A 13,293-nucleotide genomic window follows, 5' to 3' on the forward strand; every position below is an offset into this window, starting at 1 on the left:
TGTTTAACGCCTTGTTAGCGTGCCGGCCAATGTTCGCGTGCGCTGACCAGGGAGGGTTTCGACATCACGCCGTCTTCCCCTCTCTGCTTAAGGACAAGCGTATGCCTGGAGCTGTCAGTTCTGCGCACTTTGCGCTGCAGATTCCTGCCGTTCGCAACGATTTCAAGGTGCTGGCCTTCGAAGGCACAGAGACCGTCAGTACCCTTTATGCCCTCCACGTCGAACTGGTCAGTGAAGACCCCGACTTCGATATGGAAGGCCTGCTCAGTCAGCCTGCCTTCCTGCAGTTCGGCCTCAACGGCGAAGGTATTCACGGGCGCATCGAAGATGTGTTGGCGGGTGAGTCGGAAAAACGCCTGACCCGCTATCGCCTGACACTGGTGCCGAACCTCCACTATTTGCAGTTCAGTCACGATCAACGGATTTACCAGGAGCAGACTGTCCCGCAGATCATCACGCAAACGCTCAAACGACATGGCATCCTCGCCGATGCGTTCACCTTTCATGTCCAGCCCCTCGCGGCACGGGAGTACTGCACCCAATACGGCGAAAGTGATTTCGAGTTCATTCAGCGCTTGTGTGCCGAGGAGGGCATCGCCTGGCATCACCAGCACTCCGCGCAAGGCCATTTGCTGGTGTTCACCGATGACGCGGTGTTCCTCCCGACTTTGCGCGCCACACCCTATCGCCGGGATAGCGGGATGGTCCCGGAATATACGGTGGTCAGCAGGTTTTCCGTGCGCGCCGCCGCTCGGACAAGCCGGGTCACGCGACGCGACTATGACCTGAGGCGACCGACGCTTTTACTCGAAAGCCGCTTCAGCGCCGGATTCACGCCGACGCTTGAGGACTACCGATACCCGCTGCTGCTGGAGAACGAAAAGCGCGGCAAGCAGCTGGCCCGTCAGGCTCTGGAACGCCATCGCGCCGACTATGAAATGGCCGAGGGTCAAAGCAACCAACCGACCCTGCGCTGTGGCCATCTGCTTGAACTGACCGAACACCCTCGTCAGAAATACAACGGTCTGTGGCTGCTGCTCGGTGTCACCCACACCGGACGGCAGCCGCAAGTTCTGGAGGAGTCGGCCAGCAGCGAAACTCAATCGGCGGACGGTTTTACCCAAGGCTATCGCAACACCTTCCGCGCGATTCCTGCCGAAGTAGTGTTCCGCCCGCCACTGCCCGCACGCCGGTCACCGCTGGTCAGCCAGACCGCTCGAGTAACCGGCCCCAAAGGGGAAGAGATCTACTGCGATGAGTTCGGCCGCGTAAAAGTCGAATTCCACTGGGACCGCGCCGAATTCAACAGTGAGCGCAGCAGTTGCTGGGTGCGGGTGGCGTCGAGCTGGGCCGGTAACGGTTTCGGTGCCGTCATCCTCCCCCGCATCGGGATGGAAGTGGTGGTGACCTTCGAGGAAGGTGATCCCGACAAGCCGCTGATTACCGGCTGCGTGATCAACAAGATAACCCCCGCGCCGTACAAGCTTCCCGAGCACAAGACCCGAACCGTGCTGCGCAGTCGCAGCTCGCCTGACACGGGTGGCTACAACGAACTGACGCTTGAAGATCGCGCCGGTCAGGAACTGGTTTACCTGCGCGCCCAGCGCGACATGGAGCGGCAGGTTCTCCATGACAGCCGGCTGGCGGTCGGGCGCGATCGTTGGGAAAGCATCCAGGGCAGCAGCCAGACGACGGCCGGAAAAATCATCACCGTCGAGGCGGGCCAGCAGGTGCAGATCAAGGCCGGCGCCAGCGTGGTGCTGGATGCCGGCGCCAGCATCACGCTGAAGGCGGGCGGTCACCACATCGTGATCGACAGCGGCGGGATCTTCAGCAGTACCGAGATGGTGGCGAGTGGAAAGACGTCCGCCAGCGGAACCGTTGATCATCCAGAAGCCGCGATGGCGGGTGCCTTGGCCGCAGGACCAGCAACTGCTTCCACTCAAGCAGCGGAGGAAGGAGAACTCGAAGAAGAGGAGGAAGAGGTCGAACTGGAGGATGAAACGCCTGCCGGAATTACTTTGCGGATTGGCGTGTTTTTCGATGGGACGGGGAACAACAAGGCCAACAGCGAAACGGTCGCGGCTTGCTATGCGCCAGATGCCAATCTGGCTGAGGCTGCCGAAGAGATTCAGAAGCACTGCGCCACTTATGGCTATGACGGAAATGGCAACTCGCCGGATAACAGTTATGGAAACGATGTGAGCAACATTGTGCGGTTGCATGAACTGTATACGGACCATGCCTTCGAGGTATTAGCGGAGAACACGAAACAGGCCTCCCTGCGCGTATACATCGAAGGCATCGGTACAACCGCTGATGGAGGCGATTCACTTTACGCACAGGCAACCGGCCGAGGCGAAACCGGTGTCCTGGCTCGTGTGGAGCAGAGCCCTGAAAAAATCATGGACCAAATGCGAACACTGATTAAAAAAAACCCCAATGCGCTAATAGAAAGAATCGAGTTCGATATTTTCGGTTTCAGTCGCGGCGCCGCCGCTGCACGGCACTTCGCAAACGAGGTGCTCAAAGGCAAGCGCAGCATTCTCGCAAAGGCGTTGCCAGCGGGCTCTCCGTTCTTGGTCAGTAGCTTTGACTGGGATTCACAATCCAGTATCAGCATCAATTTCATTGGTCTGTTTGATACCGTCGCGGCAATCGCCAATCCATGGTTGCTCGACTTCACTGGCGCCAACAGCAGAAATCCGGGACTGAACTTGAAGCTGCCGGAGGGTTGCGCCAACAAAGTGGTGCACCTGGTGGCGCGTGATGAACATCGCGAGAACTTTGCCCTTAACAGCCTGGGTGAGATTGATCTGGTATTACCCGGCGCCCACTCGGATCTGGGAGGTGGTTATCTGCCCAGGGCCAGGGAGAAACTTCTATTGAGCAGTCCGGTCACCAGCACCATCAGCCGAAGCCACGAAGCGACCCGTAGCGCAGCTTACGTCGCTGCCGAAAAGGAGGCATTTACCTGGTATACAAAAGGCGTCATCGAAGATGACGCTCCAGGCAATCAACTGCGGGTTGCACTCTGGGAAACCCCTGTCATTCAACGATTGGAAAGGGGCCGATCCACACCGGATCCCCAGAAGCGGGTTTATGCTGCGGCCATGATTGAGCGCCCGGTACACGGTGAGTTGTCGCTGGTGTATCTACGCATCATGCATGAGCTTGCGGTGAGAGTCAGTGTACCGCTCAAGTTGATTCCCGACAGGCCAGAGCTAAATTTGCCCGTAGAGTTAATACCCATTCACAAAAAACTCCAGGCTTACGCCTTGGGCGAGTCATCTGTTGAAGGACTGACTATCAAAGAACGGGCTCTGTTACGCAGTCGCTATATCCATCTTTCTGCGCACTGGAACGCAGCCAAAGATTTCAACAACAGCGACATGAGCATTGTTTTCATAAACCGACCGACAAAAGACAAACAACGAGTGGTGCACCCCCATGAATAAACTCACTCGGCCCATCAAAAAACACACGGGGTTCGTCCTCGGATTGCTGTTGGTGCTTTGCACTCAAAGTCATGCACAACCGATCACCAAACGGCCCTGGTACCTCGGCTTCGGAGCACCCGCCTACATGGAGGTCTGGATTGAAACGGCCGACGTAGTGGATATCCGTGAACGTGTGTTCAAACGTGCCGGCGCCGGGATTGCCTCGGTAAACACCCCCGCCGACAACAAGGGCAAGCCTGCGGGCTGGCCTGACAGCCCCGGCAGCGGCGCCGGACGTGACGTCACCGGTGCCGATCTTCCCCGCTTGATCTATGTGCGATGGCAATCATTGGCAGAGCCTCAAACCTACGAGGCCTACATTGTTATTCCCGAGTCCGCGCGGGAAATCATGCGCAAACCGGAAAAGGCTTTTTGCAGACTGGATGGCAAATGGATCACAGACTACCGCGACCGCATAGGTATTGGCTTGGCTCCCGGCGGCATTGCCAAGGTCTGGCTGGGAGCGCCTTGTCTCAAGTCTGTCGAGATAACTCGGGTTGAAGGGAGCATCGTCAAGCAGGGGCCGTATCAAGGGAAAAATGGAGGACGCTACGCGCTACCTCTTTCACCCGAGTCCAAAACCTACATCGAAAAATACGGCATTCCCTTCGGGAGCTGGTAAGGCATCACATCCCCTTCAGTCACCTGCCAATCTGCAATCACTGAACAAAGGGATCCATAAGTAACGTTAGGGAGGGTTAAACCATCATGAGCGGCAGACACAATAAACGATCAATATCAGGGTTTGGATGCGCTTTGGTTGTCATGCTAACGCTCACAACCAGCACCTCTGCTCGTGCTGAGGGCTGCATCGGATTTGGATGCCTATTGAACGGTGGCCCCTTGGAGTTCTCGATGCTGACCGGGATCGGGTTGCTATTCACAACGGTTGGACCGTTCATTTCAACTTCAGACGCCAGTTCGGACGGCCCCTCGAAACATTACACCCAAGCCTTGATAGACGATGCAGCTGCGCATCTGGCGACGGAGGGCGAATACGAAAGTCCCATTCTCGAGTCCGAGTGGCGTAAATACCTGAAATCTTATGGACACCAGCCAAGCAAGAACGAGTTCGCCAGAATGGTGCTGGCCACCTACGGGTAACCGGCTAGACGAATCCCATAACGATCCACCAAGACCAGCTCGGCTCGCCATCAGCCAAAAAAATGGGCATCCGACCGCAATCGGTATGCCCATTTTTTATTACGGTGTTCCCCCGCTGTTCAGGGAGTGCGCCGCGATTATGGATTAACGCTGTCTTTCAACGATTTGCCTGGCTTGAACGCAACGGTGTTGCTGGCCTTGATCTTCACTGGTTCACCGGTCTGCGGGTTTTTGCCGGTGCGGGCACCGCGGTGGCGTTGCAGGAAGGTGCCGAAGCCCACCAGCGTGACGCTGTCCTTGCGGTGCAGGGCGCCGGTGATTTCTTCGAGAACGGCGTTGAGAACGCGGTTGGCCTGCTCTTTGGTCAGATCCGCTTTTTCAGCGATTGCAGCGGCGAGTTCTGGTTTACGCATTAGTGAAGCCCCTTTGACGGTTTTTTGTTGTTATGTCCGTGCTGTTCTCGTTGGAACAGCGCCCAAGGCGCCGCAGGCTCTACTCTGCGGCAGACGGGAGTGAGGATGGCACGCGGTTAAGGGCGGCGCCAGTCTCCCCGCGACGTTTGTGGGGGCAAAAGCGGGGTGATTCCGACAGAACGACCGGTATTTACGCCAGCAAGGCCGGAAGCTGTTTGTTCAGCGCAAGTTTTTCCATCACCGCCGTGCCGGTCAGGGCATAACCGAGCAGTTGCCCTTCGGCGTCATGACACAGCACCTTGACGTCGGCGCCCTGCCCTTCGACCGTCCAGACGCCTTCGCGGCCCCGTGGCGGCGGGGAAACCACCAGTGGGCAAACCGGGGTTTTCACGGTGATCGGCATCGGTCCGTAGTTCACCACGGTCGGGTTGCCGGCCAAGGTCTGTGCCAGCGCTCGCGCACAACTCATGAGGGGCATGACGTACAGAAGATTCAGCCCGTCGACCTCGGCGCAGTCGCCTAGGGCGTAAATGTTGGCGTGAGAGGTTTGCAGATGACGGTCGACCACCACGCCGCGATTGGTCTGGATGCCGGCGGCCGCCGCCAGATCGATCCGCGGGCGCAGGCCGATGGCCGAGACCACCACATCGCACGGGACAACCTGACCGTCGGACAGGTGCGCTTCCAGCCCATCAGCGACTTTTTGCAGGCGGGTCAGCACCGGGCCGAGGTGGAAACGTGCACCGAGGCTTTCCAGCCCGGCCTGCACCGCAGCCGCCGCAGCGGGATGCAGCAGGGTCGGCATCACCTGCTCGCACGGTGCAACCAGTTGCACCTCGTAGCCACCGAGAATCAGGTCGTTGGCGAACTCGCAGCCGATCAGCCCGGCACCGAGCAACAGCACCCGACGCTTGCCGGCGGCCGCCGCGCGAAAGCGCACGTAGTCTTCGAGATCGTTGATCGGGAACACCAGATCCCCGCCGTCGCCTTCGATCGGCACACGCACGGTTTCCGCGCCCCAGGCGAGGATCAAGTCGCGATAGCTCACCGCTTCCTCACCGATCCACAGCCGCTTGTGGCCCGGATCGATGCCGCTGATGCGGGTGTGGGTGCGGATTTCGGCCTTCAACTGCTCGGCCATGGCGCCCGGCTCGGCCATGCTCAGGCCTTCGGCGTCCTTGTTCTTGCCGAAACCGGTGGAGAGCATCGGCTTGGAGTAGGAGCGACCGTCATCGGCGGTAATCAGCAGCAACGGGGTTTCGCCATCGAGTTTGCGAAACTCGCGGGCCAGGTTGTAACCCGCAAGCCCAGTGCCAATGATGACGACAGGTGCGCTCATGCCCTACTCCTCAGTGTTTTCTCAGTTGATTTCGATCATTTCGAAGTCCATCTTGCCGACACCGCAGTCCGGGCACAGCCAGTCTTCCGGCACGTCCTGCCACAGGGTGCCCGGCGCAATGCCGTCATCCGGCCAGCCGTCGGCTTCGTTGTAGATCAGGCCGCAGACCACACATTGCCACTTTTTCATTCAGGTACTTCCTCAGGGTTCAGGCTTTAGCCGGCGCGGACGGTCGATGGTGCAGCGTTGCCGTCCGGCTCAGGGCGTTTTGTACTGATCGGGCCGGGCAGATGCAAGCCTGTTCGGCGCAGCGGCGACCCGGATCAATCAAACTCACGGCTCGCCATGGTAAGCTCGCCGCCTCATTTGCTGCCAATAATGACTCATTGTGCAACACACAAACGCTCCGCTGTGGCGCCCGCAAAGCGAACTGACACCCCTGCCCGACACATCCACGCTCGACTGGCTGTTCGATGAAGGCTCCCTGACCCGCCGGCTGACGCGCCTGTCCGATGACGGCTTCAGCGTCACGCCGCTGTTCGAAGGCTGGCAGACCCTGCGCGACGACGAATGCGCCGCGCTGGACCTGGCCGAAGGCAGCGAGGGCTGGGTGCGCGAGGTGTATCTGCGCGGGCATGGCGAGGCCTGGGTGTTCGCCCGCAGCGTGGCGTCGCGCAGTGCCTTGCAGGGCGACGGCTTGCACATGGATGAACTGGGCAGCCGCTCGCTGGGCGAACTGCTGTTCTGCGATCACGCCTTCCAGCGTCGCGCCATCGAAGTCTGTCATTACCCTGAGCACTGGTTGCCCGAAGGTTCCCGGGCTGCCGGCCTGTGGGGCCGCCGTTCGCGTTTCGACCGTGGCGCCTTGAGCGTCCTGGTGGCGGAGATTTTCCTGCCTGCGCTGTGGGAAGCCGTCCGTGCCTGTCCGGAGAACTGCTGATGTACCAAAGCCTGCTCAAATCCCTGAATCGCTTGAACCCGCGCGCCTGGGACTTCATCCAGCTGACCCGGATGGACAAGCCGATCGGCATTTACCTGCTGCTGTGGCCGACGCTCTGGGCCCTGTGGATTGCCGGTAAAGGCTCGCCATCGCTGGCCAATATCGTGATTTTCGTCCTCGGCGTGATCCTGACCCGCGCTGGGGGTTGCGTGATCAATGACTGGGCCGACCGCAAGGTCGACGGCCACGTCAAACGCACTGCGCAGCGACCCATTGCTGCCGGCAGGATCAGCTCGAAAGAAGCGCTGGTGTTTTTCGCGCTGCTGATGGGCGTGAGTTTCCTGCTGGTGCTGTGCACCAACGCCGCCACCATCTGGCTGTCGCTGGGCGGTCTGGCGCTGGCGTTCACTTATCCGTTCATGAAGCGCTACACCTACTACCCGCAAGTGGTGCTGGGCGCGGCGTTTTCCTGGGGCATGCCGATGGCGTTCACCGCCGAAACCGGTGAGCTGCCGGCCACCGCCTGGCTGCTGTGGATCGCCAATCTGCTGTGGACGGTGGGTTACGACACCTATTACGCGATGACCGACCGCGACGATGACCTGAAGATCGGCGTGAAATCCACGGCGATCCTGTTCGGCGATGCAGACCGGGTGATCATCCTGACCTTGCAGGCGCTGTCGCTGGGCTGTCTGGTGCTGGCGGGGTCGAAATTCGAGCTGGGAATCTGGTTCCACCTCGGCCTGCTGGTAGCCGCCGGGTGCTACGCCTGGGAATTCTGGTACACCCGCGACCGGGACCGGATGCGTTGCTTCAAGGCGTTCCTGCACAACCATTGGGCCGGTTTGGCGATTTTCGTAGGGATCGTGCTGGATTACGCGTTGCGCTGATCTCAAGAAATCGCGGCCCGAGGCAATGCCTGCGGGCCGCGATCCTGATTCACTGCCAATGAATTACTTGTGCTCGTGAACCACGTGCCACACGTCCTTCATGCCATCGCCTTTCTTTTCTCCAGGCTTCTCGTCCTTCATGAAGGTGTACAACGGCTTGCCGTCGTAGGCGTACTGCATCATGCCGTCATCGCGTTTGATGACTGTCCATTTACCTTCAGCCTTGGCATCTGCCGGCGCCATCAACGGCGGCCAGTTCTTGGCGCAATCGCCGTTGCACATCGACTTGCCGCCACTGTCCTTGTCGAACGTGTAAAGCGTCATGCCCTTGTGGTCGACCATCATTCCGTCTTTCATCATGGCCGGCTCGGCCGCCATCGCCAGTCCAGGCAGAGTCAGGGCGGCAGCCATCAGCAAAGCCTTAAAGGAAGCAGTCATTTGAGTCATGGAAACCTTCTCTTGTGGTTGTCAGGATTCGGACTTAGAGCTTAGTTCAGGATTCGCACAATCGCCGCCGGACTAAAATACTGTCACACGACTGCAATAATTCCGTTATCTAATGCGGCGCAAGACAGTTAAATGACAAGAGGATTAAGGCATGGTTGGCAGGAGCATTCTGATCGTCGACGACGAAGCGCCCATTCGCGAAATGATCGCCGTTGCGTTGGAAATGGCCGGCTATGACTGCCTCGAGGCAGAGAACTCGCAGCAGGCCCACGCCATCATCGTCGACCGCAAGCCGGACCTGATCCTGCTCGACTGGATGCTGCCCGGCACTTCCGGCATCGAGCTGGCCCGCCGCCTCAAGCGTGACGAGCTGACCGGGGACATCCCGATCATCATGCTCACCGCCAAGGGCGAAGAGGACAACAAGATCCAGGGCCTGGAAGTCGGCGCCGACGACTACATCACCAAACCGTTTTCCCCCCGCGAACTGGTGGCACGCCTCAAGGCCGTGCTGCGTCGCGCCGGCCCGACCGATGGCGAAGCGCCGATCGAAGTCGGCGGCCTGCTGCTCGACCCGATCAGCCACCGCGTGACCATCGACGGCAAACCTGCCGAGATGGGCCCGACCGAATACCGTCTGCTGCAATTCTTCATGACCCACCAGGAGCGCGCCTACACCCGTGGCCAGTTGCTGGATCAGGTCTGGGGCGGCAACGTCTATGTTGAAGAGCGCACCGTCGACGTGCACATCCGGCGCCTGCGCAAGGCCCTCGGCGATGCCTACGAAAATCTGGTACAAACCGTGCGCGGCACCGGCTACCGATTCTCCACCAAAGCCTGAGCCGAGCGTCAGCCCCGTAGACAAGGACCGCATTTTCCGTGAACCAAAACTGGCATGGCACCCTGATTCGCCACATGCTGTTGCTGGTCACCGGCTGCCTGGTGATCGGCCTGATCACCGGCTACTACGGCTGGAGTCTGGCGGCGGGCCTGGGCCTGTACCTGGCCTGGACGCTCAAGCAACTGCTGCGCCTGCACGAATGGCTGCGCCTGCACCAACCCGATGAAGCACCGCCCGACGGCTACGGCCTGTGGGGCGAGGTGTTCGACAGCATCTACCACCTGCAACGCCGCGACCAACGAGTGCGCGGGCGCCTGCAAGCGGTGATCGACCGCGTTCAGGAGTCCACCGCTGCGCTGAAAGACGCGGTGATCATGCTCGACAGCGACGGCAACCTGGAATGGTGGAACCGCGCCGCCGAAACCCTGCTCGGCTTGAAAACCCCGCAGGACAGCGGCCAACCGGTGACCAATCTGGTTCGCCATCCGCGCTTCAAGGAATACTTCGAGCAGGAAAGCTACGCCGAACCGCTGGAAATCCCTTCGCCCACCAACGATCGCGTACGCATCCAGCTGTACCTCACGCGGTACGGCAACAACGAACACCTGATGCTGGTCCGCGACGTCACCCGCATCCATCAGCTGGAACAGATGCGCAAAGACTTCATCGCCAACGTCTCCCACGAACTGCGCACCCCGCTGACGGTGATCTGCGGCTACCTGGAAACCCTGCTCGACAACGTCGAGGAAGTGAACCCGCGCTGGAGCCGCGCCCTGCAGCAGATGCAGCAACAGGGCGGGCGTATGCAAACCCTGCTCAACGACCTGCTGTTGCTGGCCAAGCTGGAAGCCACCGATTACCCGTCGGACAACCAGCCGGTGCACATCGACACCCTGCTGCAGTCGATCAAGAGCGATGCGCAGCAGTTGTCAGGCTCAAAGAATCAGCGCATCACCCTGGAAGCCGATACCAGCATCCTGCTCAAGGGCAGCGAGGCGGAACTGCGCAGTGCGTTTTCCAACCTGGTGTTCAACGCCGTCAAATACACCCCGGCCGAAGGCAATATCCGCATCCGCTGGTGGGGCGACGATCAGGGCGCGCACCTGAGCGTGCAGGATTCCGGGATCGGCATCGACAGCAAACACCTGCCGCGCCTGACCGAACGCTTCTACCGCGTCGACTCCAGCCGCAACTCCAACACCGGCGGCACGGGCCTGGGCCTGGCCATCGTCAAACACGTACTGCTGCGCCATCGCGCCCGGATGGAGATCAGCAGCGTGCCCGGTCATGGCAGCACCTTCACCTGCCATTTCGCCCCGGCCCAGGTCGCTCAGGCACGGGTCATCAGCGCCGCTGAGTAATGCCGGACTAGGCAATCGCCAGGTCAGCCGCTACATTGGCTGACTTGCGCCTGCCTTTCAGGTGCGGATTTTTCTTTCTTTCGAATCACACGGAACCCGCAAAACTCCATCATGGACCCTTCCCCTGGCTTGTCCCTCGCAACAATATTCGCCGATTTCGGCATGATTCTTTTCGCTCTGATCCTGGTTTTGCTCAACGGCTTCTTCGTTGCGGCGGAGTTCGCCATGGTCAAACTGCGCTCGACCCGGGTCGAAGCCATCGCTGAGCAGCACGGCTGGCGCGGGCACATCCTGCGCACAGTGCACAGTCAGCTCGATGCTTACCTCTCGGCGTGCCAGCTCGGTATCACCCTCGCCTCCCTGGGCCTGGGCTGGGTCGGCGAGCCGGCGTTCGCGCACATTCTCGAGCCGCTGCTGAGCGCGGTCGGCGTGCAGTCGGCGGAAGTCGTCAAAGGCATCTCGTTCTTCACCGCGTTCTTCATCATTTCGTACCTGCACATCGTGGTCGGCGAGCTCGCACCCAAATCCTGGGCGATCCGCAAACCCGAGCTGCTGTCGCTGTGGACGGCAGTGCCGCTGTACCTGTTCTACTGGGCCATGTACCCGGCGATCTACCTGCTCAACGCCAGCGCCAACACCATCCTGCGTATCGCGGGGCAAGGTGAGCCCGGCCCGCATCACGAGCACCATTACAGCCGCGAAGAACTGAAACTGATCCTACACTCCAGCCGTGGCCAGGACCCGAGCGACCAAGGCATGCGTGTGCTGGCCTCGGCGGTGGAAATGGGCGAACTGGAAGTGGTCGACTGGGCCAACTCCCGGGAAGACCTGATCACCCTCGAGTTCAACGCCCCGCTGAAAGAAATCCTGGCGATGTTCCGTCGCCACAAGTTCAGCCGTTATCCGGTATACGACAGCGAGCGCAAGGAGTTCGTCGGCCTGCTGCACATCAAGGATCTGCTGCTGGAGCTGGCGGCGCTGGATCACATTCCCGAGTCGTTCAACCTCGCCGAACTGACCCGCCCACTGGAGCGCGTGTCGCGGCACATGCCGCTGTCGCAGCTGCTGGAACAGTTCCGCAAGGGCGGCTCGCACTTCGCTGTGGTCGAAGAGGCCGACGGCAACATCATCGGCTACCTGACCATGGAAGACGTGCTGGAAGTGCTGGTCGGCGACATCCAGGACGAACACCGCAAGGCCGAGCGCGGCATCCTCGCCTACCAGCCGGGCAAGTTGCTGGTGCGGGGCGATACGCCGCTGTTCAAGGTCGAGCGCCTGCTGGGGATCGACCTGGATCACATCGAAGCCGAAACCCTCGCCGGGCTGATCTACGAAACCCTGAAACGGGTGCCGGAAGAGGAAGAAGTGCTGGAAGTCGAAGGCCTGCGGATCATCATCAAGAAGATGAAAGGTCCGAAGATCATTCTGGCCAAGGTGCTGATGCTCGACTGACGGGGTTTACTGCTTGCCCAGCGCAAAGTTGGGCAACGCCCCCAGCGGCTGGTTGAACTGATACGGAATCGACACCAGCCCCATCCCGGTATTGCGCTGCACCACGAAGTGCAAGTGCGGGCCGCTGCTGTTGCCGGTGTTGCCGGATAGCGCCAGCGGACTGCCCACCGTCACCCGCTGCCCCTCGCGCACACTCACCGACCCTTGTTTGAGATGCAGGTACACGCCCATCGTGCCGTCGTCGTGCAGGATCCGAACGAAGTTGCCGGACGGATCGGTGCCGCGTCCGTTCTGGGAATTCTCGGTCTTCACCACCACCCCGGCCCGCGCCGCAATGATCGGCGTGCCGACCGGCATGGCAATGTCCATCGCGTATTTGTTCTTCGGCCCGAAGTGGCTGTAATCGCCATTGGCGCCCTGGCTGAGGCGGAACGGCCCGCCACGCCATGGAAACGGATAGCGATAGCCCTGAGCCGCGCCAGCCGGGTCGCCGAGGGAATACTGGAACATCGGCGTGTACACCAGCGGTTTGCCACCGGATACCGGCGTCAGCAACGCCAGCCGCGTATTGCTGCGCGCCGGCAGCACCCGGCGAATCGTTTGCGCCGGTGCGCCGCGCACGTTGCTCATCCCGGTAAACGCCAGGGCAACCTCGACCGGCGCATACAGGTCGTTGCGCACGAACACCACGTCCGCGCCCTTCTGTTTCTTGATGTCGAGATAGACCTGGCGCTCGAGGCGCTCGACCATCCGATCCTGAAACACGAACACCTGGGAGCCTTTGCTCGGACGGTCGCTGTACGAAACCACTCCGTTGGCATCGGTGGACTTGTAGATCGTCATGGCCACCGTCGAGGTGGAGGCCATGAACAGACCACAGAAAAACAGCAGGCGCAGGGGCATGGGCAAAAGTTCTGTCGAGTAAGGCCTGGGAATGAGCCTAGCAGCTGAAGCAGACCAGGCTAGTCGACAGATGTTTCAAATTGGGCAGTGCGAGAGATGGGTG

At 60.3% G+C, this 13,293-nt stretch carries 13 protein-coding genes; 8 read left to right on the forward strand and 5 right to left on the reverse strand.

The genetic code is table 11. The features are described from left to right. Positions 1-101: 101 nt before the first annotated feature. From tssI to ACKUG4_RS12100, 3 genes are all read left to right on the forward strand, one after another. Positions 102-3,458: a type VI secretion system tip protein TssI/VgrG gene (gene tssI / locus ACKUG4_RS12090; RefSeq protein ID WP_445434071.1), complete on the forward strand. Its 3,357-nt coding sequence runs from the start codon at positions 102-104 to the stop codon at positions 3,456-3,458. Next, a complete protein-coding gene (locus ACKUG4_RS12095) occupies positions 3,451-4,122 on the forward strand; it encodes a DUF2931 family protein (protein WP_064600479.1) in 672 nt (223 codons plus the stop codon). Before tssI ends, ACKUG4_RS12095 begins: the two co-directional genes overlap by 8 nt. A 233-nt stretch (positions 4,123-4,355) precedes the next feature. Beyond that, complete coding sequence (locus ACKUG4_RS12100) at positions 4,356-4,604, forward strand: hypothetical protein (RefSeq protein WP_236187597.1); 249 nt, start codon at positions 4,356-4,358, stop codon at positions 4,602-4,604. A 137-nt stretch (positions 4,605-4,741) separates the two neighbouring features. On the opposite strand, the gene ACKUG4_RS12105 is transcribed toward ACKUG4_RS12100, so the two are convergent. The 3 genes from ACKUG4_RS12105 to ACKUG4_RS12115 form a co-directional block, all read right to left on the reverse strand. Continuing rightward, complete coding sequence (locus ACKUG4_RS12105) at positions 4,742-5,017, reverse strand: HU family DNA-binding protein (RefSeq protein ID WP_003213368.1); 276 nt, start codon at positions 5,015-5,017, stop codon at positions 4,742-4,744. Between the two features lie 190 nt (positions 5,018-5,207). Next, positions 5,208-6,356: an NAD(P)/FAD-dependent oxidoreductase gene (locus ACKUG4_RS12110; RefSeq protein WP_445434072.1), complete on the reverse strand. Its 1,149-nt coding sequence runs from the start codon at positions 6,354-6,356 to the stop codon at positions 5,208-5,210. Between the two features lie 21 nt (positions 6,357-6,377). Further along, positions 6,378-6,545 (reverse strand): rubredoxin, encoded by a 168-nt coding sequence (locus ACKUG4_RS12115; protein ID WP_007954349.1) that lies wholly within the window; start codon positions 6,543-6,545, stop codon positions 6,378-6,380. A gap of 199 nt (positions 6,546-6,744) precedes the next feature. On the opposite strand from ACKUG4_RS12115, the gene ACKUG4_RS12120 reads away from it, so the two are divergent. Both ACKUG4_RS12120 and ubiA read left to right on the forward strand, forming a co-directional pair. Next, positions 6,745-7,296 carry a chorismate--pyruvate lyase family protein gene (locus ACKUG4_RS12120; protein WP_445434073.1) on the forward strand — a complete coding sequence of 184 codons (552 nt, stop codon included), beginning with the start codon at positions 6,745-6,747 and terminating at the stop codon, positions 7,294-7,296. Then, positions 7,296-8,186: a 4-hydroxybenzoate octaprenyltransferase gene (gene ubiA / locus ACKUG4_RS12125; RefSeq protein WP_064600491.1), complete on the forward strand. Its 891-nt coding sequence runs from the start codon at positions 7,296-7,298 to the stop codon at positions 8,184-8,186. Before ACKUG4_RS12120 ends, ubiA begins: the two co-directional genes overlap by 1 nt. Before the next feature lie 63 nt (positions 8,187-8,249). Here ubiA and ACKUG4_RS12130 read toward each other — a convergent pair whose 3' ends face one another. Continuing rightward, positions 8,250-8,633: a COG4315 family predicted lipoprotein gene (locus ACKUG4_RS12130; RefSeq protein ID WP_445434074.1), complete on the reverse strand. Its 384-nt coding sequence runs from the start codon at positions 8,631-8,633 to the stop codon at positions 8,250-8,252. A gap of 151 nt (positions 8,634-8,784) precedes the next feature. Between ACKUG4_RS12130 and phoB the strand changes: the two genes are divergently transcribed. The 3 genes from phoB (at position 8,785) to ACKUG4_RS12145 (ending at position 12,287) form a co-directional block, all read left to right on the forward strand. Further along, positions 8,785-9,474, forward strand: a complete 690-nt coding sequence (phoB, locus tag ACKUG4_RS12135; protein WP_007896474.1) for a phosphate regulon transcriptional regulator PhoB — start codon at positions 8,785-8,787, stop codon at positions 9,472-9,474. Positions 9,475-9,548: 74 nt separating this feature from the next. Then, the gene (gene phoR / locus ACKUG4_RS12140) at positions 9,549-10,835 is read left to right on the forward strand and encodes a phosphate regulon sensor histidine kinase PhoR (RefSeq protein WP_218887987.1); all 1,287 of its coding nucleotides are present in this window, start codon (positions 9,549-9,551) and stop codon (positions 10,833-10,835) included. A 111-nt stretch (positions 10,836-10,946) separates the two neighbouring features. After that, on the forward strand, positions 10,947-12,287 hold the full coding sequence (locus ACKUG4_RS12145; RefSeq protein WP_007954342.1) for a hemolysin family protein: 1,341 nt from the start codon (positions 10,947-10,949) through the stop codon (positions 12,285-12,287). Positions 12,288-12,293: 6 nt separating this feature from the next. On the opposite strand, the gene ACKUG4_RS12150 is transcribed toward ACKUG4_RS12145, so the two are convergent. Beyond that, the gene (locus tag ACKUG4_RS12150; RefSeq protein WP_445434075.1) at positions 12,294-13,190 is read right to left on the reverse strand and encodes a peptidoglycan DD-metalloendopeptidase family protein; all 897 of its coding nucleotides are present in this window, start codon (positions 13,188-13,190) and stop codon (positions 12,294-12,296) included. Positions 13,191-13,293 lie beyond the last annotated feature (103 nt).

The sequence above is a fragment of the Candidatus Pseudomonas auctus genome (assembly GCF_048654275.1).
Lineage (GTDB): Bacteria > Pseudomonadota > Gammaproteobacteria > Pseudomonadales > Pseudomonadaceae > Aquipseudomonas > Aquipseudomonas pharyngis.